Source organism: Thiomicrorhabdus sp. (assembly GCF_963662555.1).
In the GTDB taxonomy this organism is placed as follows: Bacteria; Pseudomonadota; Gammaproteobacteria; order Thiomicrospirales; family Thiomicrospiraceae; genus Thiomicrorhabdus.
Genome location: NZ_OY759719.1, coordinates 1,361,416 through 1,387,655 on the forward strand (window position 1 = coordinate 1,361,416; position 26,240 = coordinate 1,387,655).

Here is a 26,240-nt window from a genome sequence, read left to right on the forward strand (position 1 = left end):
GAATTCAATGCAATCACTCTTAAAGCTAAAGACCCAAGATTGGGAGTTGGTGGTTTGGTCTAAGCCGATTGCAAACAAGCAAGCTCGTTTAGCGAACACCTTGGCTCATCGTAATAAAACCTTGCCACTTTCTGAGATACGTTTCTCTGAACCTGTCTTTTTTGATGCTGATAATGCGCCTGTTGTGGAAGGTGAATTTCCATTTTGGAGACGTTTTGGTAATCAAAAGTGCACAGCTATTACTCTTCCAAAACCACTATTCTTTGAAAACACCCTTTATGAATTTGAGTTTATCTTTAAAGCGCACGTTTCGTTTACAGAAGCGGTTGATACGCACCCCAAGGTTTGCCATAAGCTCAATAAAATAAATGATGTTTTTCGTTTTTCTAATCGGGGCGTACCGGTTTTACAAGGCACAATCGGTTTTAAAAATGATATTGGGTGGTTTAAATTGCCGATTGCTTATTGGGTCAACAATAAGCAAAAAAATATTTCGATTTCGTTAGAGGTATTGCCCACCAAAATCGACATGAAAGCGGATTTAGATGCCATTTATAAGGTATTAGATAACCAGTATCCGTTATGGCGTTTTGCTTTGGTAGAGTCAACCGAACAAGCCGTTGATCGCACTCGAGAAAAGCATGAACCGTTTGAACTGTTATGGATTGCTGAATTTGAATCGCTTCGCCATACGGTTGAAAAGGGCATTAAACAAATATTAAGCGCACCACATAGCCGTTTATTACCAGAAACAAAACAATTAAAAGCAGACCGTTTAAAAGGTAAATTACCGACTAAGTTAGCTGAAAAAGTTCGGCAAGATATCAGCGCTGGTCAAACCCGTAAACGCTATGCCATCACCCAAAAAAAGCTGAGTGCCGATACACCTGAGAATCAGTTTATTCAGTTTGTTTTGAGTTCCTTACAGAAACGATTAAAAGACTTTAGCCAAAAGGCGCGTCAATTTAATGAGCAACCAGAGCAACAACGTTTATCAGAATCTTTTTTTCAAGAGATTCAGTCTTGGATTCAACCTTTAGAGCGCTTTCAAAACAATCCATTATTCAAAGAGTTATCGAGTTTTAAAGGGTTAAATGGCGAATCGTTAGTATTGCAACAAAAAACAGGTTATTCGGCGGTTTATAAAGCTTGGCAACAGCTTAAATGGTATTTGGGCGTGCTCGGTAATCAAGCGACCGTATCTATGAAAACCATTGAAGAACTTTACGAAATTTGGTGTTTCTTAGAAGTAAAACGATTATTAATTGAAGACTTAGGCTTTGAAGAACAATTAACCAAGAAAGCACGACTTGAGAAAAACAAAAACGACTTAACGTTTGATGTTAGAGATGGTCAATATGGCGCATTTAAAATGAGCAGGCCTGATGGGATTGAAGTTGTTTTAAAACATGAGCCTCTGTTTAAAAACCAAGCTATAAATGAAGGTATCCGTGTTTGGACAGCAAGCCAGAAACCCGATATTTTATTAGAAGTTACGTTTAAAAATGGGGAACAATTTGTGTGGTTGTTTGATGCTAAATACCGCATTAAACCGCCAAAAATGGTAAGGAGAGATGGGCAAGAAGAATCGATTGACTGGGTACCCGATGATGCCCTAAACCAAATGCACCGTTATCGAGATGCGCTGTTTTATCAAGAAAAACAAGGTAATAAAGGCCAGACTCGCCCCGTATTTGGCGCTTATGCTTTATATCCAGGCTATTTTGACCAAACGGACAATGGTACCGGCAACCCTTATCAAGAGGCGCTTAACCAAATTGATATTGGCGCGTTCCCATTATTACCTTCGCAAAAAGCTTTTAACGGAAGCCTATGGTTGTCTAATTTTTTGAAAGAAAAAATAGGCACTAAACTAAACGTTTATTCGACCGCATTAAGTGACCATTTGTACCTTCAAGATTCCGCACGTATTCCTTATCGTGGTTTGAGTGTGAACAAAGAGAATGCACTTACCATGACCATAGCTTTAGGTAAGCCGGCAGGACGCGATTCAAATTACCTAAAACGCTTCGAAGAGGGATTGGCGGAGTGGTATCACGTACCAGTAAAGACAATTAAAGATTTTCAAAATAAAATTGAAGCCGATATCGAGCATACGATTATGCATGAGTTGCAATTTGTAGCGATTGCAACTCGATCCTTTGGGCCGGCTTCTCAGAGTATTGAATGGGTTTGGCCAGTTAAATCCGTTAGTATTAAAAAACGCAGAGAACTCACACTGGAACAAACAGGTCGAGCACCCAAAAACAATAAAGATTATTGGCTACTTGAATTGGGTGCTCCCTTTAAATTACGAGACACGGTGATTAATGTGCCGAGTGCGAGTTTTATGGCGTCGATTAAACTTACTACCTTAATTGAATTGACCGAATCGCGTGATTTTAAATCACTTCGAATGGTTTACAGTGGATTACAATTAAATAAATAAAACCACCAGGTTTGGTAAGTTTGTTTGTTTGAATGAATAATCAGACATCTTAAATTTTATTTATGTTTTTTTGCGCCTCTATTTTTCATCCAATTACGCCAGCCACCGGTATCTGAGATATTGGTTGCACCTTCAATGCCATAGGGTTCGCAAATAAATCCAACCACTTGAGAGCCATCAATCAACTCAACTTTACCTAACCCTAAAGGCGAGGGAATGAGAGCCAAAAAACTACCCAAATGTTGTTTAGGCATATTCCAGATTTCTAGTTCAATGGATTCTCCACCATTAAGCTGTTTTACCAGGCCTGGTTTTAAAATTGGGCCACCAGCTAATTCATAAAACGCATATTTAGGTGCTGTTTTGGTGGTTTTTAATAAGGTTGCCCCACGTTCAATTAATTGGCTGTTAAGTGGGAAACCAACTAAATGTGCACCGACTACCGCTAAAGGAATGGTTTGTGGATTATTAAATAGGCTTTGATTAGCCTGAGGTACTTCTATAAATCGTGCTCCTGATGCTTCTACAAACATTGGGTGTAGTTCATCGGTTAATTGTAATAAGGCTCTATCTGAACCTGCTGGTGCAAAAAACGTAACGCCTATTGGTAAGGTATCTTGTCTAAAACCAGTTGGCATTGCAACGGCTGCGTAATCTAATAAATTCATAAAGTTAGTGTAGGTTCCTAACTTTGAATTTAGGTTAATTGGGTCTTCTTTTAGAGCTTCAATAGAATAAATAGAAGGTGTGGTTGGCGTCATCATGCAATCAATGCCATGCTCTTGCCACAAGATTTGTGTCTCCCTTTGAGCTTTTTGTAATGCGTAACTTCCTTGATAAGCATCGGCTGCTGAAAGGTTTTTTGCCCCCGCTACAATGCTTGCTACGGTAGGGTCCATAATCGATTCATTTTTTTCAAAAAAGTCTGCTATTGCTAAATACCGTTCTGCCACCCAAGCACCACCATATAAAAGTTTGGCGGTTTCTATCCAAGCGTTAAAAGGCACCGTTTTAATTTGATAACCCAGTTTTTCTAAACTGCTGACGGTTTCGGTAAAGTTTTTTTGAGCTTGCTCATCACCATCAAAAAATAGGCTTTCGTTATCTGGAATACCAATAATTGGTTTTGCATTCCAAGCGGGTGGAGTTAATTCGGTTTCGGTACGACTGAACTCATCTTCTTGATCAAATTGAGCAGCTACATCAAATACTTGATAAGCATCTTGGGAATTTAAAGCAAAAATACTCACCACATCTTGCGAGCGAACGGCAGGCACTACGCCTTTGGTACTCAATAATCCTTTAGAGGGTTTTAGGCCAATTAAATTGTTAAAGGCGGCTGGCACTCGGCCAGAACCTGCTGTATCTGTGCCTAAAGAGAAGCTACATAAATTTAAGGCTAAAGAAACGGCGGACCCTGAGCTTGACCCACCAGAAATCATATTAAAATCGAAGGCGTTATGGCACTCTCCATAAGGCGAACGAGTACCTACTAGGCCTGTCGCAAATTGATCCATATTGGCTTTAGCAATCGGAATGGCTCCGGCTTCAATAAGGTTTTGTACAACCGTTGCCGACTCTTTTGGAACATAGCGATATTCTTTGCAGGCCGCAGTGGTCGGAATATTGGCCAAATCAATATTATCTTTAATAACAAACGGCACACCCCATAAAGGCAGGCTATTAGGTTCTGTCTTTTCAAGGTGATTGAGATAAGGTTCTAGTTCTGTTTCGCTGAGCAGGTGAATAAATAGGTTATAGTCTTCATAATCAGTCGCTTTTGCGAGCAATTTTTTTACAACGATTCGGGGTTCAAGCGTTTTATCTGCATAAGCTTTTTTTAAAGCAGCTAGGGTTAAGTTGAGCTCTTTCATGATTTAAACATTCTCCTCGAGTTCTAGAACCATCAAGGTTTGTCCCGTTTGAATAAGATCACCTTCATTCACTAAAATTTCAGTGACAGTACCAGAGGTTTCGGCTAAAACAGGTATTTCTATTTTCATGGTTTCTAAAATGGCAATAGTGTCGTCTTCTTGAACGTTATCGCCAGGTTTAACCTGTATTTTCCAGACACTACCTGTAATCGGCGAAGTAGCAGCTTCAAAGCCTTCTGGAATTTCAGTGGCGGTTTCGTTTTGAATCTCTTCTTGAGCGGTTTCGGCTTCAAAATTTGCCAGGCCCGATTCTTCCCAATAAAGTCGTTCGGCTTCAAAAGCACCTTGTTGTTGAGCTTGAAATGCTTCAATAGTGGATGTATTTTCCGCTAAAAATGCTTGGTATGCATTTAAAGACAACTCAGTTTCTTCAATCTCAATGTCATAACGCCCTAGAGGGAAATCTAAACGGGCTTGAGCCAACTCTTCTTCTGAAACAGGGTAGTATTGAATTTGGTCAAAAAAGTCTAATAACCAAGGTTTACCAACAGGGAAGTTTTTAGTTATGTGATAAGGGTTCCACATTTGAATGGTTCTACCCACAAACTGGTAACCACCTGGGCCTTCCATTCCATAAACACACATATAGGCTCCACCAATTCCTACTGCATTCTCTGGTGTCCAGGTTCTCGCAGGGTTGTATTTAGTGGTCACTAAACGATGACGAGGGTCAAGCGGGGTAGCCACAGGTGCGCCCAGGTAAACATCGCCCAATCCCATGACTAAGTATTTGGCATCAAAAACAATTTTTTTAACATCTTCAATGCTATCTAAGCCATTTATACGACGAATAAACTCAATGTTACTTGGACACCAAGGAGCGTCAGGACGAACCGTTGTCATGTACTTTTCGATGGCTAACTTGGTACTCGGATCATCCCAAGAGAGTGGTAAACGCACAATTCGGCTTTTAACGGTCAGGTCTTGACCTGAGGAAATCTCTTCTTCTAACTCAATCAGCTTTTGAATAATGTCATTTTGACTGATCTGTTTAGGGTCATAATGAACCTGCAAAGAGCGAATACCTGGCGTTAAGTCTTTTAAAAATGACCAAGACTGTGCTTCTTTATTGGTTTTTAAACGTTCATATAACACCTGAATACGGAAACGCAGAGCTAAATATAACTCCATTTTGCCGTATTCAACTAACACATGACTATCACCAGAACGGCGATACTTAACACCAAATTCGTGTTCGTCCGCTGAGGTTTCATGGGCAATACAAGACTGCTCGGTGGATTGATTGAGATAAGGCAATTCAATTGTTGTTGGGGTATTTAATTCCGCAATCGCTTCTTCATAATGGGCAATAGCCAATTCAGCGGTTTCAATTGATACGGCTTTAAAACGTACCTTATTACCGGGACGAAGTTGTCCCATTTTCCATTGCTCGGCTTCAATAATGGTGGCAGGGCAAACAAAACCGCCTAAACTTGGGCCATCTTGTGCCAAGATAACCGGCATATCACCAGTAAAGTCGATTGCTCCAATCGCATAAGGGTTGTCGTGAATATTAGAAGGGTGTAGTCCAGCTTCACCTCCATCTTTACGAGCCCACTGCGGTTTTGGTCCAATTAAACGGATACCTGTACGGCTTGAGTTGTAATGCACTTGCCATTCTGCAGCAAAGAATTTTTCAATATCTTGTTCAGTAAAGAAATCAGGGCAACCTTGTGGACCGTATATGACTGCAATTTCATACTGATTAGTTAGTTTTGGAATAACCTGTTTTGGCAGGCCTGGTAATGTTTGATTATCGTCAATATCAGTTAGACGTAATACATCACCTGTTCGCAATAAACGTCCGCCATGACCACCAAACTTACCTAGTGAAAATGTGGTTTTACTGCCCATATAATCAGGTACGTCAAAGCCACCAAGCACTGCTAAATATGCACGTTGTCCAATGTCTTTAATGACTTTAGATTTTAATTGTTGGCCTGCTTTAACTCGCACTGGTTGCCATTGCGGTACGGGTTGTTTATCAATGGTTGCCTGTATGTCTGCACCAGTGATACAAATTACGGTATCTTTATCAAAGGTGAGTCCCACTCCCGATACGGTCATCTCTATGGTTGCTGCATCTTCTGGGTTATTTAAACAGCGGTTAGCTAAACGGTGTGATAAAGAATCCATTGGCCCGGAAGGTGGCACACCAATATCCCAGTAGCCCACACGGCCAGGGTAGCTAACTAACATTGAATGGGTACCAGGCTGGGTGACTTCAATGGTGTTAGGGGTGTGAATAAACTTATTTAAAAATTGAGTATAGAGTTGGGTGCCATCTTTAAATTCAGGTGAATGGCTTAGAGCACCTAAATAGGCAATGTTTGTTTCAAAACCATCAATTTTTGCGGTGTGCATTGCGGTCTGTAAATTGTTAACCGCCTCTTCACGAGTGTTACCTGTCACAATGATTTTAGCCAGCATTGGATCATAAAAAGAACTGACTTCAATGCCACGATCACACCAAGTATCGACTCGGCAGTTATCTGGCATAACCCAGCCTGTTAATTTACCAGTGCTTGGTTGAAAGTTTTTAAATGGGTCTTCGGCATAGACGCGTACTTCAATCGCATGGCCTTGAGCTGGCTGAATTTGATCTACTGAAAGAGGCAGTTTGGCTTCATAAGCGACTTTAACCATCCACTCTACTAAATCAACATTTCTAACCGCTTCGGTAATACCATGTTCAACTTGTAAACGGGTGTTCACTTCTAAAAAGTAATATTCATTGGTGTCGGCATCGTAAACATATTCGACCGTTCCAGCTGATTTGTAACTAACTAATTCACCTAAACGAACCGCATGAGCTTCCATCTCAGCAACTTGATTGCGGTTGATACCAACGGCAGGGGTTTCTTCAACTACTTTTTGGTTACGGCGTTGTAAAGAGCAATCACGTTCACCAAAAGAGACAACATTGCCGTTACCATCACCAAAGATTTGAATTTCGATATGACGAGCATTCACCACAAACTTTTCTAAAAAGATGCCACTTTGTCCAAATGAGTTTTGGCTTAAACGGGCAACTTGTTCAAAGGCTTCAGACAGCTCTGCTTTAGTATCGCATTTTTGCATACCAATCCCGCCGCCGCCAGCGGTGCTTTTTAACATGACAGGGTAGCCAATGCGATCAGCTTCAGAAAAGGCATGTTCTAAAGATTCAAGCAATCCAGAACCAGGCAGTAGCGGTACATTTGCTTCAATCGCTAAATCTCTTGCAGTATGTTTTAAGCCAAAGTCGCAAATGTGTTGTGGCTCGGGACCAATAAAACGGATATTAGCGGCTTCACACGCTTCTGCAAAACTGGTGTTTTCACTTAAAAAACCATAACCAGGGTGTACAGCTTGTACCCCAAGTTTGATGGCTTCTTCTAAAATGAGAGGAACATTTAAATAAGTTTCTGTAGCAGCATTGCCAGGTAAAAAGATGACTTCATCGGCATGTTGAACATGTAGTGATGCACGGTCGGCATCAGAAGCCAAGACGACAGACTGAATATTCATTTTTTTAAGGGTACGAATAATTCTTGTCGCAATAGCACCACGGTTAGCGATGAGCACTTTATTAAACATAGTTGTTTCCTTTTCAGACCGTTCTGAAGCGAGTTCTACCAGATTGGGCCGTCCCAATCAGGGTGTTATTTTTTAGAATTTGTTATGTATTATGAGTGTTTATTCCCAAATCACCATTTCAACTGGGGTTGGGTTGTAGCCATTACATGGATTATTTAATTGCGGGCAGTTAGAGACTAAAACTAAAACGTCCATATGAGCTTGCATCTCTACATAACGACCCGGAGCGGAAATACCATCATCAAAATCTAGGTGTCCATCAGGTGAAACTGGCACATTCATAAAAAAGTTAATATTGCTTGATAGGTCATCTTTGGTCATGGTTTTATCTGAATGACAACCGCATTGTTCTGTTTGCATATTTCCTAGAGCCATTAAAAACGAATCTCGGCAAGAGTGCATATGACGTTTTTCAATAGCGTAACGAACTGTGTTGCTCTCTGCAGAACAGGCACCACCAATGGTATCATGACGACCACAAGTGTCATCTACAATGGTTAACATTGGATTACACAAGTTAGATTGCAACACACTGTTAGTGGTTAAATAAATATTGCCTTGTTCACGAATGGTATCGGTTGCTGAATAGCGTTCCGCGTGATCTTTGGCATTATAAAAAAGGGTATCAACCGCTTGGTTACCTTCAAGGTCAACAATTCTAAAATATTGGCCGGCTTTTACTTCGTGCATCCATGGATCACCAGCCGCTACCACTTCACGATAGACCACTCGGTTTTCATCAAAAGTTGGTTTAGTCATTTGGGTTCTCTCCATAATAAACTTTGGTGTTGTAGTAGGCACGTTGGTTCTCTGCTCGATGTAAGCGACAAGCATCATCTTCTTTAACCGGAAGGGCTTTAAACACAGTTAATTGAATCGGTTGTGGATTGTATTCAGGATTAGTGTCCATAGGGTGTTGTGCAGTAGATAAACTTACGATACAGTCCATTTCAAAACGTAGGTCAACATAATCGCCCGCTTTAGAGTTGTTAGCAATAAAGGTCATCGAGCCATTGTCTTCTACTCGTACTTTGCTAAACCAGTTAATATTTGGCATAACATCGCTGGCATTTAAGCCCCATTTACCGAGTTCATTGATTAAGCTGTCATAACCGTTTTTAAAATAGCCGTTATGTGCTTCTTGATAAGGTTTATCGCCATATTTTTTATGTACCATTGCAGCGTTAGATAGGCCGCCAATAGTGTCGTGCCAACCACAAGAGTCTGCAATGATTGAGCACATGACTCTGCCCATATCACTAAAACACATATTAGGTGTCGTCAAAAATGCGGTTTTTTGGGCCTTAAGAGTGTCAGGCATGTTATAGCGTTCGTTTTTTACTTCTATGTTATTAATTAGCATGGCAACGTTAGCATTGCCTTCAATATCGGTTAAACGTAAAACCGTACCGCGACGAATTACACCAGACCAGTGTGCACCACCTGGTAGGTTTTCTTGCCAGATAAAGCCGTTGTATTCAGGCTTAAATTCGCTGGCTTGGCTTGTGTCAGTCATTTGACTTCTCCTGTACTTTTGTCAGTGCTATAAATGGGTGGTAGGGCAGATTGGGTTAGGTAAAGGTTGGCATTTTTTACACCGCGATTTGCCATCATTTCATCACTGATTTTTTTTAAATCTTGAGCCGCACCTTGCATTAGGTTGACCTCTAAAGTGTGTTGATCCATTAACTGTATTTGTGTGCTGGAGATAATCTCAGCCACATACTGGTGTTTAAGGTGGTTTAGCTTTTGTTGCAGGCCTGGTACCGAATGGTCGTACACCATAGTAAAGGTGCCTGCCATAATTTCATTGGTATAGTTTTGGCTAAAAGACGCTGCTTCTTTACGAATAATGTCTGCCAATAAAGCAGAGCGATTATTAAAACCACGAGCCTTCATAAGGTTGTCTAAGTCTTTAATAACGCTTTCAGGCAAAGAGGCGCTGGTTCTAATTAATTTGTTGGTATGTTGAGTCATATTAAAAAATATCCGGTACTTCTGAGTTAACTGAAACCATGCGAACCATACTGAGTTTTTCTTCCATGCTCTCTTCTTCTTGAGGTGGGTGCACTAATTTTTCTAAATATTCTTTGGTGGCTAAAAACTCAGGGCTCAGCAGCGTGTCTTCTTTTCTTGGGCGAGGCAGTGGAACACTTAAAGTTTCAGATACTCGTCCAGGGTTGGCTTCAAGAATTAAAATTCGGTCAGCTAAATAAATTGCCTCATCTAAATCGTGAGTGATAAAGAAAACCGTAATATCAATGTTTTGCCAAATCTCTAAAAGGTAACGCTGCATTTTCAAACGATTTTGTGGATCTAGAGCCGCAAAAGGTTCATCCATTAATAAAATTTTAGGTTGATTTGCTAAAGCTCTAATAATCGCCACACGCTGTTTCATACCACCAGAAAGTTGGTGTGGATAAGCGTTGGTGAATTTTTCTAGGCCAACTAAATCAATCCATTGAAAAGCTTCGGCCTCAGCTTGGTTTTTAGACATGCCGCCTTCTGTTAAACCAAACATGACATTTTGTTTGACGGTCATCCACGGGAATAAAGAGTAACTTTGAAATACCATTCCTCTGTCAGGACCTGGACCATCAACCAATTCATCATCAATATGAATTGCTCCCACTTCATGTGTTTCTAACCCGGCAATTAATCGAGCAAGCGTTGATTTTCCACACCCAGAAGGACCAACGACACAAACAAACTCGCGTTTGTAAGCGGTAAAATCAATTGAGTTAAGCACATTGATTTTTTTGCCTTTGTGCTCAAAGGTTTTGTGTAAATCTGTAATAGTTAAAGCCGTTGGGCGTTTTTTAATACGCTCGTTTCTTGCTTTAATTTCGGGGGTATACCAATTGGCTAAAGGATGAATATTTTTTAACATTTCAAGCTCCTATTTATCTGTATGCCAAGGGAATAAACGCTTGCCAAGTTGGGCAAGAACCATATCCGTGATAAGACCAAGTAAGCCTAAAATTAGAATGGCCGCAAACACGTTATCAAAGTTTTTGTATCGTGCTTGTTGAGTAATAAACCAAGTGATCCCTGAGCTTGTTCCAATCAACTCTGCCACAATTAGGTAGGTCCATGCCCAGCCTAATAGAATGCGCATATCTCGGTAAAGATCAGGCAAAATGCCAGGTAAAACTACTCGGCGAATCATGCTAAAGCCTTTGCAACCTAAGGTTAATGAAGCTTCAATTAATGCCATATTAAGTTTGCGAGTGGTGGTTGCCACAATCAATACCATTTGAAAAAAGGTACCGATAAAAATAATGGCAATTTTGGGTGCGTCATAAATACCTAAAATGGCAACGGCTAAAGCACCAAATGCGGGAGCAGGTAAATATCTAAAGAATTCGGTAAAGGGCTCAATAAGGTGTGAGGCAGCATTGTACGTGCCTGCAAAAATCCCAAGCGGCACACCAAATAACATGGCCCAAAAGAAGCCCCAAGAAATGACTTGAATTGAGTGCCATAGGCTTTCATGTAACCAAGGTTCGCCATTTCGTCTTGGTGGTGTGGTAAAGGCAGTGTATAAAGCGGTTGCTACTTCATGAGGTGCAGGCAAATATACAGGGTTAGCTGGTGTGCCCTGTGGAAGGGAAGCCATATCAATTTGTGGATTTTGTTCAATCTTTTTTTCAATCTCTTTTTGAAAGACGTCTTTGTCTATTAAGGTACCTTCGCGAAAATAACTTACCCCACCTGGCTGGGTTATTTCTACCTGTGGATGCCAAATAAAAGGCACATAACTGACTAAACACCACAAGAGAATGGGGATAGCAAAACTGGCAAAAGTTAATAGTCTTGCCGATTTTTTATCTACGGGGGTTCTTGGTGTTGTCCAACTTTTTAACATTTTCATAGGCAAATTCATCTTTTAAAGTGGCGGTTTTAATTTGGTATTACTTTTTTATAAAAATGTAATAAGCATGAGCTATGCCATATAGGTAATGGCCTTTAAATGGTGGAGGTTGTGGCTTTATGGTATGAGTTTTTGATATTTTTTATACCAATTTGGTTCATGGTTGAACCAAAATAATGCGTAGGGTTTTGGTATTTATTGAGTTTTAAGATTGTTTACGAATTGAGGTTTGCCCTGAGGTTAGGCTTTGTATTTTTTGATTGAGTTTAATCAAAGCTTCACCTTGTGGAGTAATGCCCTGATAAAATCCTGCTTGTGCTGAATGTATGTCTTCAGCAGTAATCAACTGAATCGCTTGATTAATAGAAAACAGGTCATGAGTTTTCCAATAGTCTAAAAGCTCAACAATTGAGAACTTTACCAGGCCTGGTAAATTAATTTTTTCAAAAAAAGACTCAATTAACTCTTCTGTTTTAAAGTCACTCACGCTACTGGCGGAATCTATTAAATTAGTGTGATTACGGTTAATACCCACACCAATAATTAAGCATCGGTACTCTTTTTTAATGACTTGCTCAATTAAGATGCCAGCGACTTTACCCTGTTGGTTGTATATGTCATTTGGCCATTTTAGAAACAAAGTATCCCCAGTAAGTTCAATGAGGCATTGATGAATAAGGCGAGCAATATGTAAACTTACCAGGCCTGTCATTTTATCTTGTGAGTTAAGCGGATAAGCGATTGAAAAAATCGCCGACTCTTGATTGGTTTGCCAACTACGTTTTTGCTGACCATAACCTGCCGTTTGTTTTTGGGTAATACAGACTATTGGATCTAGGCTCTGTTGCTCCGAAACATAATCTTTTAAAAACTGATTTGTTGAGCCAACGGTGTCTAGTTGAATAGTGGTGTAGTTAGAGGGCAAAGTTAATCCTTTAGTCATGCTGATTGAAGTTTTTAATAAGACAATTGTAATAAATCTACTGTTTTTATGCTCTTTTAAAAGAGGAGTTTATTTTTAGAGAAAATTTATGAGAGCTTTGCATGAGTCATGAACTAAAGAAAAATGTGAATAAATTTTTACTGGTTGAGGCCTGAAACGCAGTTAATAGCTAGCTATTGACAAGTTTTAGAACGAAAAGCAGTGAGATTTTAGCCATATTTACTCGTTTATGCTCTCGTGCAAAGCTCTCTTTATGTTTAGAATGGGATTACGGCGTCTTAAAAAGCAAAGAGGTTTTTTATGTTTGAATTAGCAAAACAGCGATTAGAATCGGTTTTTAAATACATCGAAGTTGATGAAGAAGTCATGGATCGACTTTCGGTAGCAAAACGTTCGATTATGGCCAGTATTCCGGTAAGAATGGACGATGGTTCTTTAAAAATCTTTACGGGTTACCGTGTGCAATACGATGATACTCGTGGACCAACAAAGGGTGGTATTCGTTATCATCCGCGGGTTAACTTAGATGAAGTAACCTCTTTAAGTTTTTGGATGACGGTTAAATGTGCTGTTGCAGGGTTGCCTTTTGGCGGAGCTAAAGGCGGTGTAATGGTAAATCCTAAAGAGCTATCTAAATTAGAGCTTGAACGATTGTCGCGTGGTTATATTCGAGCATTTGCTGATGTTTTGGGTGAGTCTAGAGATATACCTGCACCCGACGTCTATACCAACAGCACCATTATGGGTTGGATGGCCGACGAATTCAGTATTATTTCTCGACGACAAGTACCCGCCATGATTACGGGTAAACCGATTCATTTGGGCGGTTCACAAGGCCGAGATTCTGCCACTGGGCAAGGTGCTTTACACGCATTAAATGAGTATGCTCGGCGTAAAGGCTGTAAACCAGAAGAGACCTCTGTAGCCGTTCAAGGCTTTGGAAACGTGGGTTTTCACTTTGCCCGATTAGCTAAGGCAACGGGTTATAGAGTGGTTGCGGTATCCGATTCGCAAGGTGGGATTTACAGTACTTCTGGGCTTAATATAGAAGATGTTTATCGTTTTAAGCAATCAGATAACAAACTGGCTTCTGTTTATTGCGATGGTTCAGTGTGTAATATGCTGGACTATAAAGAAATTACCAATGAAGAGTTACTTGAACTGGATGTGGATGTATTGGTGTTAGGTGCATTAGAAAACCAAATCACTCAATTAAACGCCCATAATATTAAAGTTAAAACGGTGTTGGAAATCGCCAATGGCCCAGTTACACCGCAAGCGGACGAAATTTTAGCTAAAAATGGTGTAACGGTTATTCCTGATGTTCTAGCCAATTCTGGTGGGGTTATTGTGAGTTATTTTGAGTGGGTTCAAAACCGCTCAGGTCTTTATTGGGAAATTGAAGAAGTGGCTGAAAAACTCAAAAAAATCATGCGTAAAGAATCCAATATTATTTATGATTTGGCCTTAAGTCATAATTGCACTTTAAGAACGGCGGCTTATATTCATGGTATTGCTCGTTTGGCGGGGGCGATTGATGAACGAGGTAATCAGAAATACTTTAATAAAAATTAACGCTCTGCTTGCAAATATATCACCTTGTATGATGTGGTTTTACAAATAGAATCGAGAGCATTTTCAGAACAATAGGAATGGCGGCATACAGCAGTAAAATACCGTTTTGAAAATGTTCCGGATTGGTTTTAAAAAAATCCAAAACAGGCAGAGATAAACCAACTGCAACTGCTAATGCGAGTTTGGTTAACATGCTCCAAATTCCAAAAATAAATCCTTTTACTTCTTGTATGTCTTTTGTGCGTTTAATCTGCTGTGTGATATCTGCTTGAATAGAGGCGGGTATGGCTAAATCAATGCCTAAACTTAAACCCGTTAACACGCTAATCACTCCAAAAAACCAAATATCGCCCGGTTCAAGCCAAAAAACTAAACAAAAAAACAAGCTGGCTAGCAACATAGAAAGTTGCCAGGTTTTTTCTTTGCCTATTTTTTTCGAAATTTTAATCCACAAAGGTAATGCGAGCAGGCCTGCTAAAAAGTAAATCAGCAAAAATAGTCCCGTGTATTGCTCTAACCTTAAATAATCACTAACAAAAAATACAAATAGCGTGGCAGGTAAAGCGTTAGCGAGGTTGTTTAAAAAATAAGCAGGCATGACTGAAAAGACATTGCGATTATGTAACCAGAGTTTTTTGCTAATAGATTTAAAAGAAGCGTGACTAATAGGTTTTGTTAAATTCTGGGTGTTTATTGCAGTTTCTAAATTTGGAATTAAGCTTGGTAACCAGTTAATTTTAAACAGTACCAGGCCTGCTAAAATCAAAGTGATGGCAGCACTAAGCATAAAGAAACGATAAAACTCTGGATGATTAGTCGGTAATCCCAAGGCAAAAGGGACGATTAATATAAACAATACACCTAATATAGACATGCCTTCTCTGGCAGAGGTGAGCTGGGTTTTATGCAGTGGTTGAATACTTATTTCTGCCACCATTGTTTGGTAGGGAACTTGAATAAATGTCCAGGCCTGGTAGGTTAAAAAACTCAATAAAAACAGATAACCAAAGCTAGGTGAGGTAACTAACGGAAAAAACAGAGCATACAGGGCAAATAGTAGTATGACCAGGCCTGTTAAAACTTGTTTGCTCCTAGAAAATTGATGATGATATCGATCACTTAATAAACCAATAAATGGATCAGTAATAACATCAAACATACGGGCTGCTAATAGGGCAAAACCAATGACACTTAGTGATAGACCAAATTCATCGGCATAGTATTGCGGTAAATAGAGATAAACGGGTATCCCGAGCATAGCCAATGGAAATCCCATCGCCCCATAATTAAACAACAGACTTTTAGGTAAGGATTCGCTTAAATTCTGCTGCTTATCGTATTGTTTATTTAATTCAGACATTATTCAACTCAGACATTATTCACCTTTAACTACTCATTTTTGGCAGATAGCCGTTTGGCAACAAGGCGTATGAGCCAATTTAAAATCGGTACTTGGCTATACACTTGTTCAGCAGGATCCCAGTAGTCAATATGAGCTTTTACCAGGCCTGTAGAATTAAAGGTCACTTGGCTTAAACCGTCTATTTTTTGTTGTTTTGCACTGTTTTTTAAATAGAAGGTAAATTGCCAATGTAAATAGGCCGTGTGATTCTCTAAAGCGGAGTGTTTAACTAAAAATTTTGGATCATCTAGAGTGCTAAACATATGCTTAAAAATAATAAAAGTGGCTTTCTTACCGATGACATCATTAAACGGGTCTTTAAAGTGTATTTGTTCACATAACAGCGGTAATAGCTCGGATATTAGAGTTTGTTCCGTGAGGTTTTCAAAAACCTTAATGTATCGATTAAGTGGGGTCTTGATTGATGCATCATTTATTGGGGTTTGGTCTGAGCTTAGATTATTTAACATCGTCTTTTAACGCCTTTTTAGTGATGGCAAGTGCCCAAGATTTTGGTAATCGTTTTATTAAGCCCAAAATAGTTGCGAGGTTAAACGGAAACCGAGTTTCAAAACGACTGCTTTCCAAAGTGCGGGCGATTTTTGTGGCCGCGGTCTCTGCTTCCATTAGACCGAGCATGGCAAAATCATTTTGTGCGGTTAAACGTGTTTTTACAAAACCATGATTAACCACTTTTAATTGAATGCCTTCCTTGGCTAATTCAGGTTGAATCGATTCAGCCAAATTTTGCAAAGCCGCTTTAGGGGCAGAGTAGGCACCACCATACGGTAAACCAAAATCAGAGGATAAACTTACGTTCCACAACCATTGTCCGTGGCCTTGTTGTTTAAACAACTTAACCAGAGGTTGCATTAAATAAATGGCTCCTAGGTAATTGACCTGATTCATTCTTTCAAACTGTTCAATGTCCCATTCGTCAATAATCATCGACTTATAAGCACCGGCGTTGTAAATCCAAATATCTAAACCGTTAAATGTTGACCAGGCCTGGTGAATCGCAGCGTTTACACTGTCTTTATCAGAAACATCTAAATCAAGCAAAACCAAGGTTTTTTTATAGGTTTGGCTTAATAGCATGAGTTGCTCATTTTGCTGAGCATGTCTAGCGGACACAACTAATTCATTGCCTTGTTCAAGCAGTTGTTTGGTAAGAGCAAGCCCAATTCCTTGAGAGCCACCGACTAGCCATATCTTTTTATGGCTTGTTTTTTTTGCTGTGTTTTTAATTTGAGAAGACATATTTTGGCCATTTATTTGAGAATCAATTTTCTAAAATTTTAGTGGTTTGGATTTTATTGTACAAGTTTTATTGCAATTTGTATTGTTTTTGTATAACTTAGTATTTAACAAAGTATTAATCCATCACGATTCAAACAAAATATTAAGGTTGTTCAAATGTCTTCAATAACCAAAACAAAACATTCACAGACCAGCAATGCCGGAAATCACACAGTTAAAAAAGGTAAAAAAGTGGCTGTTATTGGTAGTGGTATTAGCGGTATTAGTGCAGCCTGGTTTTTAAGTCAGGAGCATGAGGTCACGCTATTTGAGAAAAATCCTAAAATTGGTGGGCATACCAACACAATAGAGCTAGAACTTGAAGGTAAAAAACAACCTGTCGATACTGGTTTTATTGTTTTTAACACGCCAAATTATCCACTGCTAACCGCTATGTTTGAGCATCTTTCAGTGGCAACGCAAAATACTGAGATGAGTTTTTCAGTGTCGGTAAATGAAGGCGAGTTGGAATACTCTGGAAACAACTTAGATACGATGTTTGCTCAACGTAAAAACCTGTTTTCCGCTAAACACTGGAAAATGATTTCTGAGATTTTACGTTTTAATAAAAGAGCAAAAGCAGACTTAGATTCTGATTCGTTTAATGGCATGGATTTAGGTGAGTATTTACATTTGTATAAATTTAGTAATCGTATGCGTGATTATTATTTGTTACCAATGGCAGCGGCAATTTGGTCTTGTCCTGTAGAACAGATGATGAAGTTTCCGGTAAATAGTTTTTTACGCTTTTTTGAAAACCATGGCTTATTGAATATTGAAGATAGACCTCAGTGGGAATCTGTCGTTAACGGATCCCATCAGTACCTAAAAGCCATCTTGGCATTACAATCCTTTGAGGTGAAATCACATCAACCCGTAAGCCAGGTTGAAAAAACCGATTTGGGTATGGTTATCACTGCTGAAAATGGACAAAAGCAGGTGTTTGATGAAGTTGTCTTTGCTGCACATGCTGATGAAACTTATACAATGTTGAGTGACGATTTAAAAGCCGAATATCAACTGCTTGAGAATTTTAAATATCAAGAAAATATTGCCTATTTACACAGTGATGAATCACTTATGCCTAAAAGAAAAAAGGCATGGGCGGCATGGAACTATTTACGTGACATTGGCAAAGACACGAGTAGTGTTGCAGTCACTTATTGGATGAATTTGTTACAAAACATAGATATAAAAACACCTTTGTTAGTGACGCTGAATCCTATTCGTTTACCAAGTAAGTCTTTAACACATCAAAAAATTGTCTATCAACATCCTGTGTTTGATATCGCTGCAATGGATGCTCAAAACAAACTGCAATCCATTCAGGGCTCTAATAACCTCTGGTTTTGCGGCAGTTATTTTGGTTATGGCTTTCATGAAGATGGTTTAAAAAGTTCTGCTGATTTAGCCAAACTTTGGAACATTGCTTTGCCTTGGCAACAAGAGCAGGTAGCACAGTTAACTAGACATTCATCCGATGCAAATACCGATACTCAAGATAGTGAATCAAGCAATATGGAATCTCATCAAACGGCCCTGGTAAATAAGTCGGTAGGGGGCTGAGATGGCTAGCTTACTGTATTTTGGACAAGTCATGCACCAGCGTTTTAGACCGATGCAATATCAGTTTAGATATGGCGTTTTTAGTATAAGAGTGGATATTGATGCCATTCAATCAGAAGCACAAAAACTTAGCTGGTTGTCGTTAAATAAATTTAACTTGTTTAGTCTAAATTATGCAGATTACGGTGCTCGTAAAAAAGACGAGCATTGGCGAGTTTGGCTTAATCAAATACTGGCTGAATATGGTATAAAAGAGCCTGCTTTCAAAGCCGAGCTGGTGTGTTTTCCGCGTTATTTAGGTCTTACGTTTAACCCATTGGCGATGTGGTATGCATACAATCAGCAAAACCAACTCATAGCGGTGATTTGTGAAGTCAGCAATACCTTTGGGCAGTGGCATCATTATGTGTTAACTCATCAGGGCGAACCTTTGACAGATAAAGTCAAAGCTTCGGCATTAAAGGTATTTCACGTTTCCCCATTTATGGATATGCAGGCTCATTATGAGTTTCGTTTTTCTAAGCCATCTGAACATTATCAAATCAGTATTTTTCAAAAAGAAGCTGGCCAGCCTTTATTGACTTCTACCCAGGTGGGTAAAGCTCAAAAATTAACCAATAAAAATTTGATTAAAGCGGCTATTCAATATCCATTTAACACCTTTAAGGTGATTTGGATGATTCATTGGTGGGCACTCAAAATTTGGTTGAAAGGCGGTAAATTTCATAAAACGCCTAAGCACCTTGAGGCCGTAAATTACAGTCACACGGAGATGACATCATGTTAAAAAGCGTATCAGATCCACGTCAAAGTTTTTTTAGTCGAATATTTACCTCATTTTCAATTAAACAATGGGTGTTAAAGTTGCCATTCGATCAGCTTGAAAAAGGCTCTTTAACCCTAGAAATATTTGGCGATGTATATCGTTTTGAAGGGAAAGAAGCCGGCAGACATGCTGATTTAACAATTTTAAAACCATTTAGAGCCTATTGGTTAATAAAAACCCAAGGTGAGTTGGGTTTTGCTCAAGCTTATTTTGAACATGCCTTAGACACCAACTGTTTGTATGCATTAATGTATTTGGGTTATGAAAACCAGAATGCTTTACAAGGTTTGTTGTCTCACAAAACACTCAATAAACTGCATCTTTTTAAACACCGCAAACGCCATAACTCTGTAGATAACAGTAAAAAGAACATTTCTTACCATTATGATTTGGGTAATGTTTTTTATCAAAAATGGTTAGATAAAAGCATGACCTATTCAAGTGGCATTTTTGAAAGTTCTGACGATACTTTAGAGCAAGCTCAGCAACAAAAGTACGACAGATTAGTGGACCAACTTGGTGTTAGGCCTGGCGATCATGTTTTAGAAATTGGTTGCGGTTGGGGTGGCATGATGCAAGCTCTACTTGAAAGAGGCGTTAAAGTGAAAGGGTTAACGCTTTCAAAAGAACAGCAAACTTATGCTCAACAACGTTTAAGTGAATTTAACCCTCAAGATTATGATGTGGCTTACCAAGATTACCGTGATGAAACACAACAATACGATCACATTGTGAGTATCGAAATGTTTGAAGCGGTGGGTAAAGAGTATTGGCAAAATTATTTTGAAACTTTGAGCCAATCTTTAAAAACAGGCGGTAATGCCGCTCTTCAAGTCATTACGATTAATGAAGATTACGCTCAAGAGTACCAAGACAGCGTTGACTTTATTCAAACCTATATCTTTCCTGGTGGCTTATTGCCAAGTGTAGAACAGTTAAAAATCTTAGCCGCAGAGCATGGTTTTGAAGTGAATAATATTTATGAGTTTGGTTATGACTATGCCAAAACATGTTTACTGTGGAAAGAGTCATTTAATAATCATAGCTTTGAATTACAAGTAAATGGTTATGATCAAAAGTTTCAAAAAATGTGGAATTACTACCTAGATTATTGTGCTGTTGGGTTTGAAACCCAGCATATTTCAGTGCACCAACTCACGCTCAAAAAAATAAAGGAAGCTAATCATGTCGAATCAATTTAGTAAAGCAGCTAAATGGCTGGTAGCAGGCACTTTTGTATTATTGATAAGTGGGTGTAGTTCAGTGAATGTAAATGAATATGCAGGCAGTAAACCAGAATTTAAATTATTTGATTTTTTTGCAGGAAAAACCTATGCCTGGGGTCAGTTTCAAGACCGCTCTGGCAAAGTGATAAGACGTTTTAAGGTGGATATAACAGGCACAATATCTAAAGAAGATAACAAAAAACTGACTTTGGATGAAAAGTTTATTTATGACAATGGCGAGAAACAAGAGCGTATTTGGAAGATTACAGAAACTAGCCCAAATCACTACATTGGATTTGCCGGTGATGTTATTGGTAAAGCCACGGGTCAATCGGCTGGTAATGCTTTGAACTGGCATTATGTGTTAGATTTGCCTTATAAAGACAGCACGATTCATGTAAAACTTGACGATTGGATGTACATGCAAAGTGAACATACTATGATTAATCGTTCAGAAGTCACTAAGTTTGGCTTTAGAGTTGGTGAAATCACTTTGTTCTTTAGCAAAAAACCAATTGAAGATTAAGCATGTCTAGTCAAACAAGACCGCAGGTTATGCAAAAAACGTTGAGTAAATCGGTGAGGTTAATCCCTTTGCTCGCTATGTTAGTGGTTACATTGGTCGCAATCGGTATGCAATCTAACCTGAGTTATGCAAGTGATAACAGTGCCACTAATCAGGCTATTACATCTCCTAAGTGGCAAGAATATTCGCAAGGTGTAGCGACTTGGATGTGGTTTGATGTTTATCAAGCTACTCTATTTGTTGATGCTAATTCAATTTTAGACTCCTCTTCAGGTGCAAAGTTAAACAGGCTAAGTTCTCAACAACTTCTTTCAGAAAGTCGGTCTTTGAAGTTACAACTTTGTTATGCCCGAGAAGTGACTCCAGAGCAATTTATTGAAGGGGCCAATCATGTATTGCCCGTTAAATTAAAGCCAGATATTAGAAAGCAGGTTGATGCATTACACAATGCATATCAAACGGTAGAAAAGGGCGATTGTTATTCTCTTATTTATAATAATCAAACAAGAATTACGCAGTTAAAATTAAATGATAAATTGGTTTTTAGTACTGATTTAAAAGGCTTTAAACAAGTGTATTTTGGTATTTGGATTGGTGATAATCCCTTATCAAGCAGTTTAAAAAATGCTCTGCTTAATGCCAGTTAGCATGTTACAAAAACACATTAAGGTTCATATTGATATACAGTGAATTTAAAAGTAGGTTTTATAATAATTTTTAATAATAGGTTTTAATAATTGGGTTTTTAGAAGATGACAACATTGGTATGGCTACAAAGAGAGCTTAGAGTTGAAAATGCACCTGTTATTGAACAAGCATTAAAGCATTCAGATAAGGTCATTTTGGCTTATTTTCATGACACCAAAAAAGTGATTGGTGATGCTAATAATGCCTGGTTAGCAAAGAGTTTACTCAACCTAAAAGAACATTTGAAAGCATACCAAGCAGACTTGTGGATGATTGAAGGGGATTTTGAAGCTCAATTAACTCAGCTGATTAAAGAGCAAAACATCAAACATGTTTATTACAGTTACCAAGTAGGGTCGCCATTTGTTGATATGCAGCAGACGGCTCTTGAAGTTTGCAAACAATGTAAAGTGGCACTAACGCCATTTTATTCTGAGTTCTTGTTAGAACCAGAACTCATGATGAATAAACAACAAAAACCTTATTTGGTATATACACCATTTTATAAAAACTTTTTGAGTAAACAGTACCAAATACAACCTATTGTTGAGCAAAGCGACTATGAAAAATTGTTAAGCAAAGCCGGGTTAATTGATCTGCCAAACACGTTTGCTGAATTGCCAAAATCATTAGCTCAAATTCTTGAACAACCTTGGGCCAATAAAATAATGGTTCATTGGCAGGTTGGTGAACAAGCTGCATGGCAAACGCTGCAGCAATTTTTGGCGGATGATTTACAAGATTATGCAGTAGATAGAGATTTTCCGGCGTACTCAGCCACCAGCAAGTTATCAAGCTACTTACATTTTGGTGAAATTTCGATTCGAGCAATTTATTTTTATGTACAAACGGAAATAGAACAAGGTCGCCTTAAAGCAGATATTGCTCAACCGTGGTTACGACAACTGGTTTGGAAAGAGTTTGCACGTCATTTATTACATTGGTTTCCTAAGACCGAAACAAAGCCGTTTCAAGAGAAATATCTCTCTATGCAATGGGACAAAAACGCCAATCTTTTAGCGTTATGGCAACAAGGTCAAACCGGTATTCCTATTATTGATGCGGGGATGCGAGAACTTTGGGAAACCGGAATTATGCATAACCGGGTGCGTATGTTGGTCGCTTCGTTTTTAACTAAAAACTTAAATCAACATTGGCTATTAGGCAAACAGTGGTTTGATGATACCTTGTTAGATGCGGACCCTGCAAATAATGTAATGGGGTGGCAATGGGTAGCGGGTTGCGGAGTCGATGCCGCTCCTTATTACCGATTGTTTAATCCCGTTACTCAAAGCGTAAAGTTTGATAAAAATGGCGACTATCTAAGGCGTTGGTTACCAGAACTAAAAATGTTATCAGTAAAAGCGATACATGAGCCTTGGGCTTTTAAACAAGAGTGCGAGATAAAAGGGATTGTTTTAGGCAGAAATTATCCCAAACCACTGGTTGATTTGAAACAGAGTCGTGAAGAGCATCTTGCTAGAGTTAGCAAAATGAAAGTTTCGTAATAAACAGGCTCTTAAATCGTATAACCCCAAAATGGAACAAAACCATAGTTAATTGCTTTGGTATAACTTTTTGTCTAATATATGCACAGTCTTTAGGGTTTTAGTAAGATTGCGAATATTGTTTGTTTTATGCACGATCGGCTCACCTTATTACGGGTTCTAAAATGTAAATGGAACCTTTTGGTTTGAGAAATGATACTTGAACCCCTTTAAATGTTTGAAAAGAGAACTATGCAAGCTAACGAAGCACTATACCCGATTAGAGAAGTCTCCAATTTAACAGGGGTTAACTCTATTACTTTAAGAGCGTGGGAAAGACGCTACGGTTTAATTGAACCTGTTAGAACAGAAGGTGGGCATAGGCTTTATACGCAAAGTCATATTGACCAAATCAAAGCCGCGGTTGCATTGACTGAGCAAGGCGTTGCCATCAGCCAAGTAAAGGCCTTATTAGATGAGAAGGCCAACGCCACTAAAATTGACTTTAAAATGGGTGAATCTGATTTTCAAAATCGATTATTGGAATACGCCTTTGCTTATGATTGCGAGCATCTAAATCTTGAATTAGATAACCTTTTCAATGATATGTCAGAAATATATTGGTTACCAATATTAAGTTCAGTGACCAAAATGTTAAAAAGAGAGTCACGTTCAGGGTTTACTTTTTGGGAATCTCAGCTTCTACCAAGACTTCATACTAGATTACGCTTTGCTATGCGTTCAAGCCAGTTTAAGAACCGTAATACCTTATGGGTTGAATCTCAACCAGGCACACCTCAATCTATTTCACTCTTAGCCGCATTAAGTATGGTTAATAAAGGTTTTTATCCTTTTATTAACTTATATACCATTTATGCGGATCAAAACTATAGAGAGTTAGAGACAGCATTGGCAGGCTTAAATTGCGAAGCGGTTGCTTTTGTATGTGATAACACAAATTTTGATGAGCGTTTTTGGAGTATGTGGTCAGAGAATAATCCTGCGATTGCAATGCACTTCTTTTTAGAAGGTTCTGTGCAAACGACATTAAATTCTAAAACGAATTGCTCAATCTATAACATTCAAAACTACGCTTCATAGCGAGGCAAGAGTGTTTAAACTCTTAAAGAAAATACATTGAGATTTAGAAGTTACCAGGCCTGTATATTTATTAATAGTAGTGAGCAAGACCTTACTAGATGGCATTATTTTTTAAGAGATTGAATCTCAGATTCTAAACGTGCGATTTTTTGATTTGCTTCATCTAAAGCTTCTTGTAAAGTCACTTCTTCAGTTACATCTTTTTGAATACCAATGAAATAAGTAAGCTGATCTACTTCATCAAAGTAAGGTGTTACGCTTAATTCGTTCCAAAAAATAGAACCGTCTTTGCGATAGTTTTTTAAGATTGTTCTTACCGGAGCTGAATCATCAATTGCATTACGAATTACTTTAATCGCTTGTTGTTCCGTATCATCACCTTGTAGAAATCGGCAGTCTTGATACAAAATTTCTTCTGAAGGGTATCCTGTTAAACGCTCAAATGCAGGGTTTACATAAATAAGTATCGTATCGTGGCCTTCTTTTTCAGCAACCACAATACCTTCTTGTGCATTTTCAACTAGTTGAAGTAGTAGACTTGTTCTAAGTTTAGGATCTTTCATAAGCTCGATTTTATTAATGCATTTTCAGTGAATACTTATTATGCCTTACTCATATTAAGGGTCAAGCAATGTTTATTAATAGCTTGATTTAACCCAGCTTGAAACACTCTAAACGCAGTTAAATTTACCTAAAAGCCGTTACTTTTGATCTTAACGCTAGGTCAGCAGGATAAGGATTAAAGAAGATTTGCGACTGCAAATAGTCTGAACCGTAATGACTTAAAAACTGTTCTAAAACTTTTATAACCGCAATTAACGGCACAATATCTTGCATAAACTCTTCAACGGCTTGATGAAAATGCAACTTTTCAGCTTCAGTAATCTGTTTTTTAAAGTAGCCATAGATGTGTTCTAAAACATTTTTTACAGCACCTTTTTTTGAACGGTAAGCAAGTAGTTCAAACAACTTACGTTCATAACCTTTCATACTCTGTTCTAAATTAAATTTACGTGTAGTGGCTACCAGTGCACCCATTTCACGATATATTTCTTCGTTTTTAGACAAAAACAGATATTTATGATCTCGATGAAACGATTGAAACTTAGCTAAGGTAGGGTCAGATTCTAAAAACTCTCTCCAGCGAGCAGAAGTAAAAGCATGGACCATAAAGTTTTCTCTTAACCAAGCATCAGATAACCTGCCTTCTTCTTCAATAGCCAAATAAGGCATGGCTTGGCGTAAATCTTTAGTAAATAACCCGGCTTGCATAGGATCTTTTGAGCCATGCCATTCGCCAGTTGGTTGATAAACCTTAATACGTTCAAGCCCGCAGCTTGGAGAGCGTGATTTCACTACCGCACCATCTATTTTCTTATGAGTCAGTTTGGGAACGATTTTATCGTTATAGGCCTGCAGTCCGTCAGTATAATCCGTGTTAGATTTGGGGCCAATAACTCTTACTTCGGTACCAATGCCCACAAGACGAATCGTTTCACGAGGTGTACCTAAAACCGCCGCTTCTGGACAAAAAGGGTAAAAATCAGCGTATTTAGCTAAGTGGTGATTAACAAAATCATCTTGTGCATGACCGCCGTTATAGCGGCATTCAGTTCCTCTTAAACAGTCAGATACAGCGATTCTAATTCTTGGAAATTCCATGCGACCTCCTTGAAACAGTATTAAATGTGAACAGAATATTAATCTTTTATATATATTGTACAATAGTTATACAATTAGGGTTCATTTGATTGCATGATGAATTA

Annotated in this window: 22 protein-coding genes; 9 read left to right on the forward strand and 13 right to left on the reverse strand. The window is 38.7% G+C overall.

The annotated features are described in order from the left end of the window. The first annotated feature begins 7 nt into the window (after positions 1–7). Positions 8–2,449, forward strand: a complete 2,442-nt coding sequence (locus tag ACORJQ_RS05910; RefSeq protein WP_321322786.1) for a DUF2357 domain-containing protein — start codon at positions 8–10, stop codon at positions 2,447–2,449. A gap of 56 nt (positions 2,450–2,505) precedes the next feature. On the opposite strand, the gene atzF is transcribed toward ACORJQ_RS05910, so the two are convergent. From atzF to ACORJQ_RS05950, 8 genes are all read right to left on the reverse strand, one after another. After that, positions 2,506–4,323, reverse strand: coding sequence for an allophanate hydrolase (atzF, locus tag ACORJQ_RS05915; RefSeq protein WP_321322788.1), 1,818 nt, complete (start codon positions 4,321–4,323; stop codon positions 2,506–2,508). Positions 4,324–4,326: 3 nt separating this feature from the next. Then, on the reverse strand, positions 4,327–7,962 hold the full coding sequence (uca, locus tag ACORJQ_RS05920) for an urea carboxylase (RefSeq protein ID WP_321322790.1): 3,636 nt from the start codon (positions 7,960–7,962) through the stop codon (positions 4,327–4,329). A gap of 99 nt (positions 7,963–8,061) precedes the next feature. After that, entirely contained in the window at positions 8,062–8,721 is a 660-nt protein-coding gene (locus ACORJQ_RS05925; protein WP_321322793.1) for an urea amidolyase associated protein UAAP2, read from the reverse strand. Then, complete coding sequence (locus ACORJQ_RS05930; protein WP_321322795.1) at positions 8,714–9,478, reverse strand: urea amidolyase associated protein UAAP1; 765 nt, start codon at positions 9,476–9,478, stop codon at positions 8,714–8,716. Before ACORJQ_RS05930 ends, ACORJQ_RS05925 begins: the two co-directional genes overlap by 8 nt. Then, on the reverse strand, positions 9,475–9,939 hold the full coding sequence (locus tag ACORJQ_RS05935) for a CopG family ribbon-helix-helix protein (protein ID WP_321322797.1): 465 nt from the start codon (positions 9,937–9,939) through the stop codon (positions 9,475–9,477). Before ACORJQ_RS05935 ends, ACORJQ_RS05930 begins: the two co-directional genes overlap by 4 nt. Before the next feature lies 1 nt (position 9,940). Next, positions 9,941–10,852 (reverse strand): ABC transporter ATP-binding protein, encoded by a 912-nt coding sequence (locus ACORJQ_RS05940; RefSeq protein ID WP_321322799.1) that lies wholly within the window; start codon positions 10,850–10,852, stop codon positions 9,941–9,943. 9 nt (positions 10,853–10,861) lie between these two features. Then, positions 10,862–11,836, reverse strand: a complete 975-nt coding sequence (locus tag ACORJQ_RS05945) for an ABC transporter permease (RefSeq protein ID WP_321322801.1) — start codon at positions 11,834–11,836, stop codon at positions 10,862–10,864. 205 nt (positions 11,837–12,041) lie between these two features. After that, the gene (locus ACORJQ_RS05950; protein ID WP_321322803.1) at positions 12,042–12,779 is read right to left on the reverse strand and encodes a biotin--[acetyl-CoA-carboxylase] ligase; all 738 of its coding nucleotides are present in this window, start codon (positions 12,777–12,779) and stop codon (positions 12,042–12,044) included. A gap of 300 nt (positions 12,780–13,079) precedes the next feature. On the opposite strand from ACORJQ_RS05950, the gene ACORJQ_RS05955 reads away from it, so the two are divergent. After that, positions 13,080–14,354 (forward strand): Glu/Leu/Phe/Val family dehydrogenase, encoded by a 1,275-nt coding sequence (locus ACORJQ_RS05955; RefSeq protein ID WP_321322805.1) that lies wholly within the window; start codon positions 13,080–13,082, stop codon positions 14,352–14,354. Between the two features lie 19 nt (positions 14,355–14,373). Here the strand turns inward: ACORJQ_RS05955 and ACORJQ_RS05960 are convergent, their stop codons facing one another. The 3 genes from ACORJQ_RS05960 to ACORJQ_RS05970 are packed head-to-tail and all read right to left on the reverse strand — an operon-like array spanning position 14,374 to position 17,016. Continuing rightward, positions 14,374–15,714, reverse strand: coding sequence for an MFS transporter (locus ACORJQ_RS05960; protein WP_321322807.1), 1,341 nt, complete (start codon positions 15,712–15,714; stop codon positions 14,374–14,376). Between the two features lie 29 nt (positions 15,715–15,743). Then, the gene (locus tag ACORJQ_RS05965) at positions 15,744–16,226 is read right to left on the reverse strand and encodes a nuclear transport factor 2 family protein (protein WP_321322809.1); all 483 of its coding nucleotides are present in this window, start codon (positions 16,224–16,226) and stop codon (positions 15,744–15,746) included. Then, positions 16,216–17,016, reverse strand: coding sequence for an SDR family NAD(P)-dependent oxidoreductase (locus ACORJQ_RS05970; RefSeq protein WP_321322810.1), 801 nt, complete (start codon positions 17,014–17,016; stop codon positions 16,216–16,218). The genes ACORJQ_RS05965 and ACORJQ_RS05970 overlap by 11 nt, the downstream gene beginning before the upstream one ends. A 156-nt stretch (positions 17,017–17,172) precedes the next feature. Between ACORJQ_RS05970 and ACORJQ_RS05975 the strand changes: the two genes are divergently transcribed. From ACORJQ_RS05975 to ACORJQ_RS06005, 7 genes are all read left to right on the forward strand, one after another. Next, complete coding sequence (locus ACORJQ_RS05975) at positions 17,173–18,621, forward strand: NAD(P)/FAD-dependent oxidoreductase (RefSeq protein ID WP_321322812.1); 1,449 nt, start codon at positions 17,173–17,175, stop codon at positions 18,619–18,621. A 1-nt stretch (position 18,622) separates the two neighbouring features. Beyond that, entirely contained in the window at positions 18,623–19,408 is a 786-nt protein-coding gene (locus ACORJQ_RS05980; protein ID WP_321322815.1) for a DUF1365 domain-containing protein, read from the forward strand. Continuing rightward, positions 19,402–20,649 carry a class I SAM-dependent methyltransferase gene (locus ACORJQ_RS05985; RefSeq protein WP_321322816.1) on the forward strand — a complete coding sequence of 416 codons (1,248 nt, stop codon included), beginning with the start codon at positions 19,402–19,404 and terminating at the stop codon, positions 20,647–20,649. Before ACORJQ_RS05980 ends, ACORJQ_RS05985 begins: the two co-directional genes overlap by 7 nt. After that, positions 20,633–21,199: a DUF3833 domain-containing protein gene (locus ACORJQ_RS05990; RefSeq protein WP_321322818.1), complete on the forward strand. Its 567-nt coding sequence runs from the start codon at positions 20,633–20,635 to the stop codon at positions 21,197–21,199. The genes ACORJQ_RS05985 and ACORJQ_RS05990 overlap by 17 nt, the downstream gene beginning before the upstream one ends. A gap of 2 nt (positions 21,200–21,201) precedes the next feature. Next, positions 21,202–21,846, forward strand: coding sequence for a chalcone isomerase family protein (locus tag ACORJQ_RS05995; protein ID WP_321322820.1), 645 nt, complete (start codon positions 21,202–21,204; stop codon positions 21,844–21,846). 105 nt (positions 21,847–21,951) lie between these two features. After that, positions 21,952–23,394: a cryptochrome/photolyase family protein gene (locus ACORJQ_RS06000; protein ID WP_321322822.1), complete on the forward strand. Its 1,443-nt coding sequence runs from the start codon at positions 21,952–21,954 to the stop codon at positions 23,392–23,394. Positions 23,395–23,625: 231 nt separating this feature from the next. Then, the gene (locus tag ACORJQ_RS06005; protein WP_321322825.1) at positions 23,626–24,474 is read left to right on the forward strand and encodes a MerR family transcriptional regulator; all 849 of its coding nucleotides are present in this window, start codon (positions 23,626–23,628) and stop codon (positions 24,472–24,474) included. Positions 24,475–24,578: 104 nt separating this feature from the next. On the opposite strand, the gene ACORJQ_RS06010 is transcribed toward ACORJQ_RS06005, so the two are convergent. Next, positions 24,579–25,037 (reverse strand): PAS domain S-box protein, encoded by a 459-nt coding sequence (locus ACORJQ_RS06010; RefSeq protein ID WP_321322827.1) that lies wholly within the window; start codon positions 25,035–25,037, stop codon positions 24,579–24,581. Between the two features lie 124 nt (positions 25,038–25,161). Continuing rightward, on the reverse strand, positions 25,162–26,136 hold the full coding sequence (locus ACORJQ_RS06015) for a YbgA family protein (RefSeq protein ID WP_321322829.1): 975 nt from the start codon (positions 26,134–26,136) through the stop codon (positions 25,162–25,164). Positions 26,137–26,240: the final 104 nt, after the last annotated feature.

Coding starts and splice junctions, on each gene's coding strand:
- ACORJQ_RS05910 (WP_321322786.1), top strand. CDS start 8: ATGCAATCACTCTTAAAGCTAAAGACCCAAGATTGGGAGTTGGTGGTT.
- atzF (WP_321322788.1), bottom strand. CDS start 4,323: ATGAAAGAGCTCAACTTAACCCTAGCTGCTTTAAAAAAAGCTTATGCA.
- uca (WP_321322790.1), bottom strand. CDS start 7,962: ATGTTTAATAAAGTGCTCATCGCTAACCGTGGTGCTATTGCGACAAGA.
- ACORJQ_RS05925 (WP_321322793.1), bottom strand. CDS start 8,721: ATGACTAAACCAACTTTTGATGAAAACCGAGTGGTCTATCGTGAAGTG.
- ACORJQ_RS05930 (WP_321322795.1), bottom strand. CDS start 9,478: ATGACTGACACAAGCCAAGCCAGCGAATTTAAGCCTGAATACAACGGC.
- ACORJQ_RS05935 (WP_321322797.1), bottom strand. CDS start 9,939: ATGACTCAACATACCAACAAATTAATTAGAACCAGCGCCTCTTTGCCT.
- ACORJQ_RS05940 (WP_321322799.1), bottom strand. CDS start 10,852: ATGTTAAAAAATATTCATCCTTTAGCCAATTGGTATACCCCCGAAATT.
- ACORJQ_RS05945 (WP_321322801.1), bottom strand. CDS start 11,836: ATGAAAATGTTAAAAAGTTGGACAACACCAAGAACCCCCGTAGATAAA.
- ACORJQ_RS05950 (WP_321322803.1), bottom strand. CDS start 12,779: ATGACTAAAGGATTAACTTTGCCCTCTAACTACACCACTATTCAACTA.
- ACORJQ_RS05955 (WP_321322805.1), top strand. CDS start 13,080: ATGTTTGAATTAGCAAAACAGCGATTAGAATCGGTTTTTAAATACATC.
- ACORJQ_RS05960 (WP_321322807.1), bottom strand. CDS start 15,714: ATGTCTGAATTAAATAAACAATACGATAAGCAGCAGAATTTAAGCGAA.
- ACORJQ_RS05965 (WP_321322809.1), bottom strand. CDS start 16,226: ATGTTAAATAATCTAAGCTCAGACCAAACCCCAATAAATGATGCATCA.
- ACORJQ_RS05970 (WP_321322810.1), bottom strand. CDS start 17,016: ATGTCTTCTCAAATTAAAAACACAGCAAAAAAAACAAGCCATAAAAAG.
- ACORJQ_RS05975 (WP_321322812.1), top strand. CDS start 17,173: ATGTCTTCAATAACCAAAACAAAACATTCACAGACCAGCAATGCCGGA.
- ACORJQ_RS05980 (WP_321322815.1), top strand. CDS start 18,623: ATGGCTAGCTTACTGTATTTTGGACAAGTCATGCACCAGCGTTTTAGA.
- ACORJQ_RS05985 (WP_321322816.1), top strand. CDS start 19,402: ATGTTAAAAAGCGTATCAGATCCACGTCAAAGTTTTTTTAGTCGAATA.
- ACORJQ_RS05990 (WP_321322818.1), top strand. CDS start 20,633: ATGTCGAATCAATTTAGTAAAGCAGCTAAATGGCTGGTAGCAGGCACT.
- ACORJQ_RS05995 (WP_321322820.1), top strand. CDS start 21,202: ATGTCTAGTCAAACAAGACCGCAGGTTATGCAAAAAACGTTGAGTAAA.
- ACORJQ_RS06000 (WP_321322822.1), top strand. CDS start 21,952: ATGACAACATTGGTATGGCTACAAAGAGAGCTTAGAGTTGAAAATGCA.
- ACORJQ_RS06005 (WP_321322825.1), top strand. CDS start 23,626: ATGCAAGCTAACGAAGCACTATACCCGATTAGAGAAGTCTCCAATTTA.
- ACORJQ_RS06010 (WP_321322827.1), bottom strand. CDS start 25,037: ATGAAAGATCCTAAACTTAGAACAAGTCTACTACTTCAACTAGTTGAA.
- ACORJQ_RS06015 (WP_321322829.1), bottom strand. CDS start 26,136: ATGGAATTTCCAAGAATTAGAATCGCTGTATCTGACTGTTTAAGAGGA.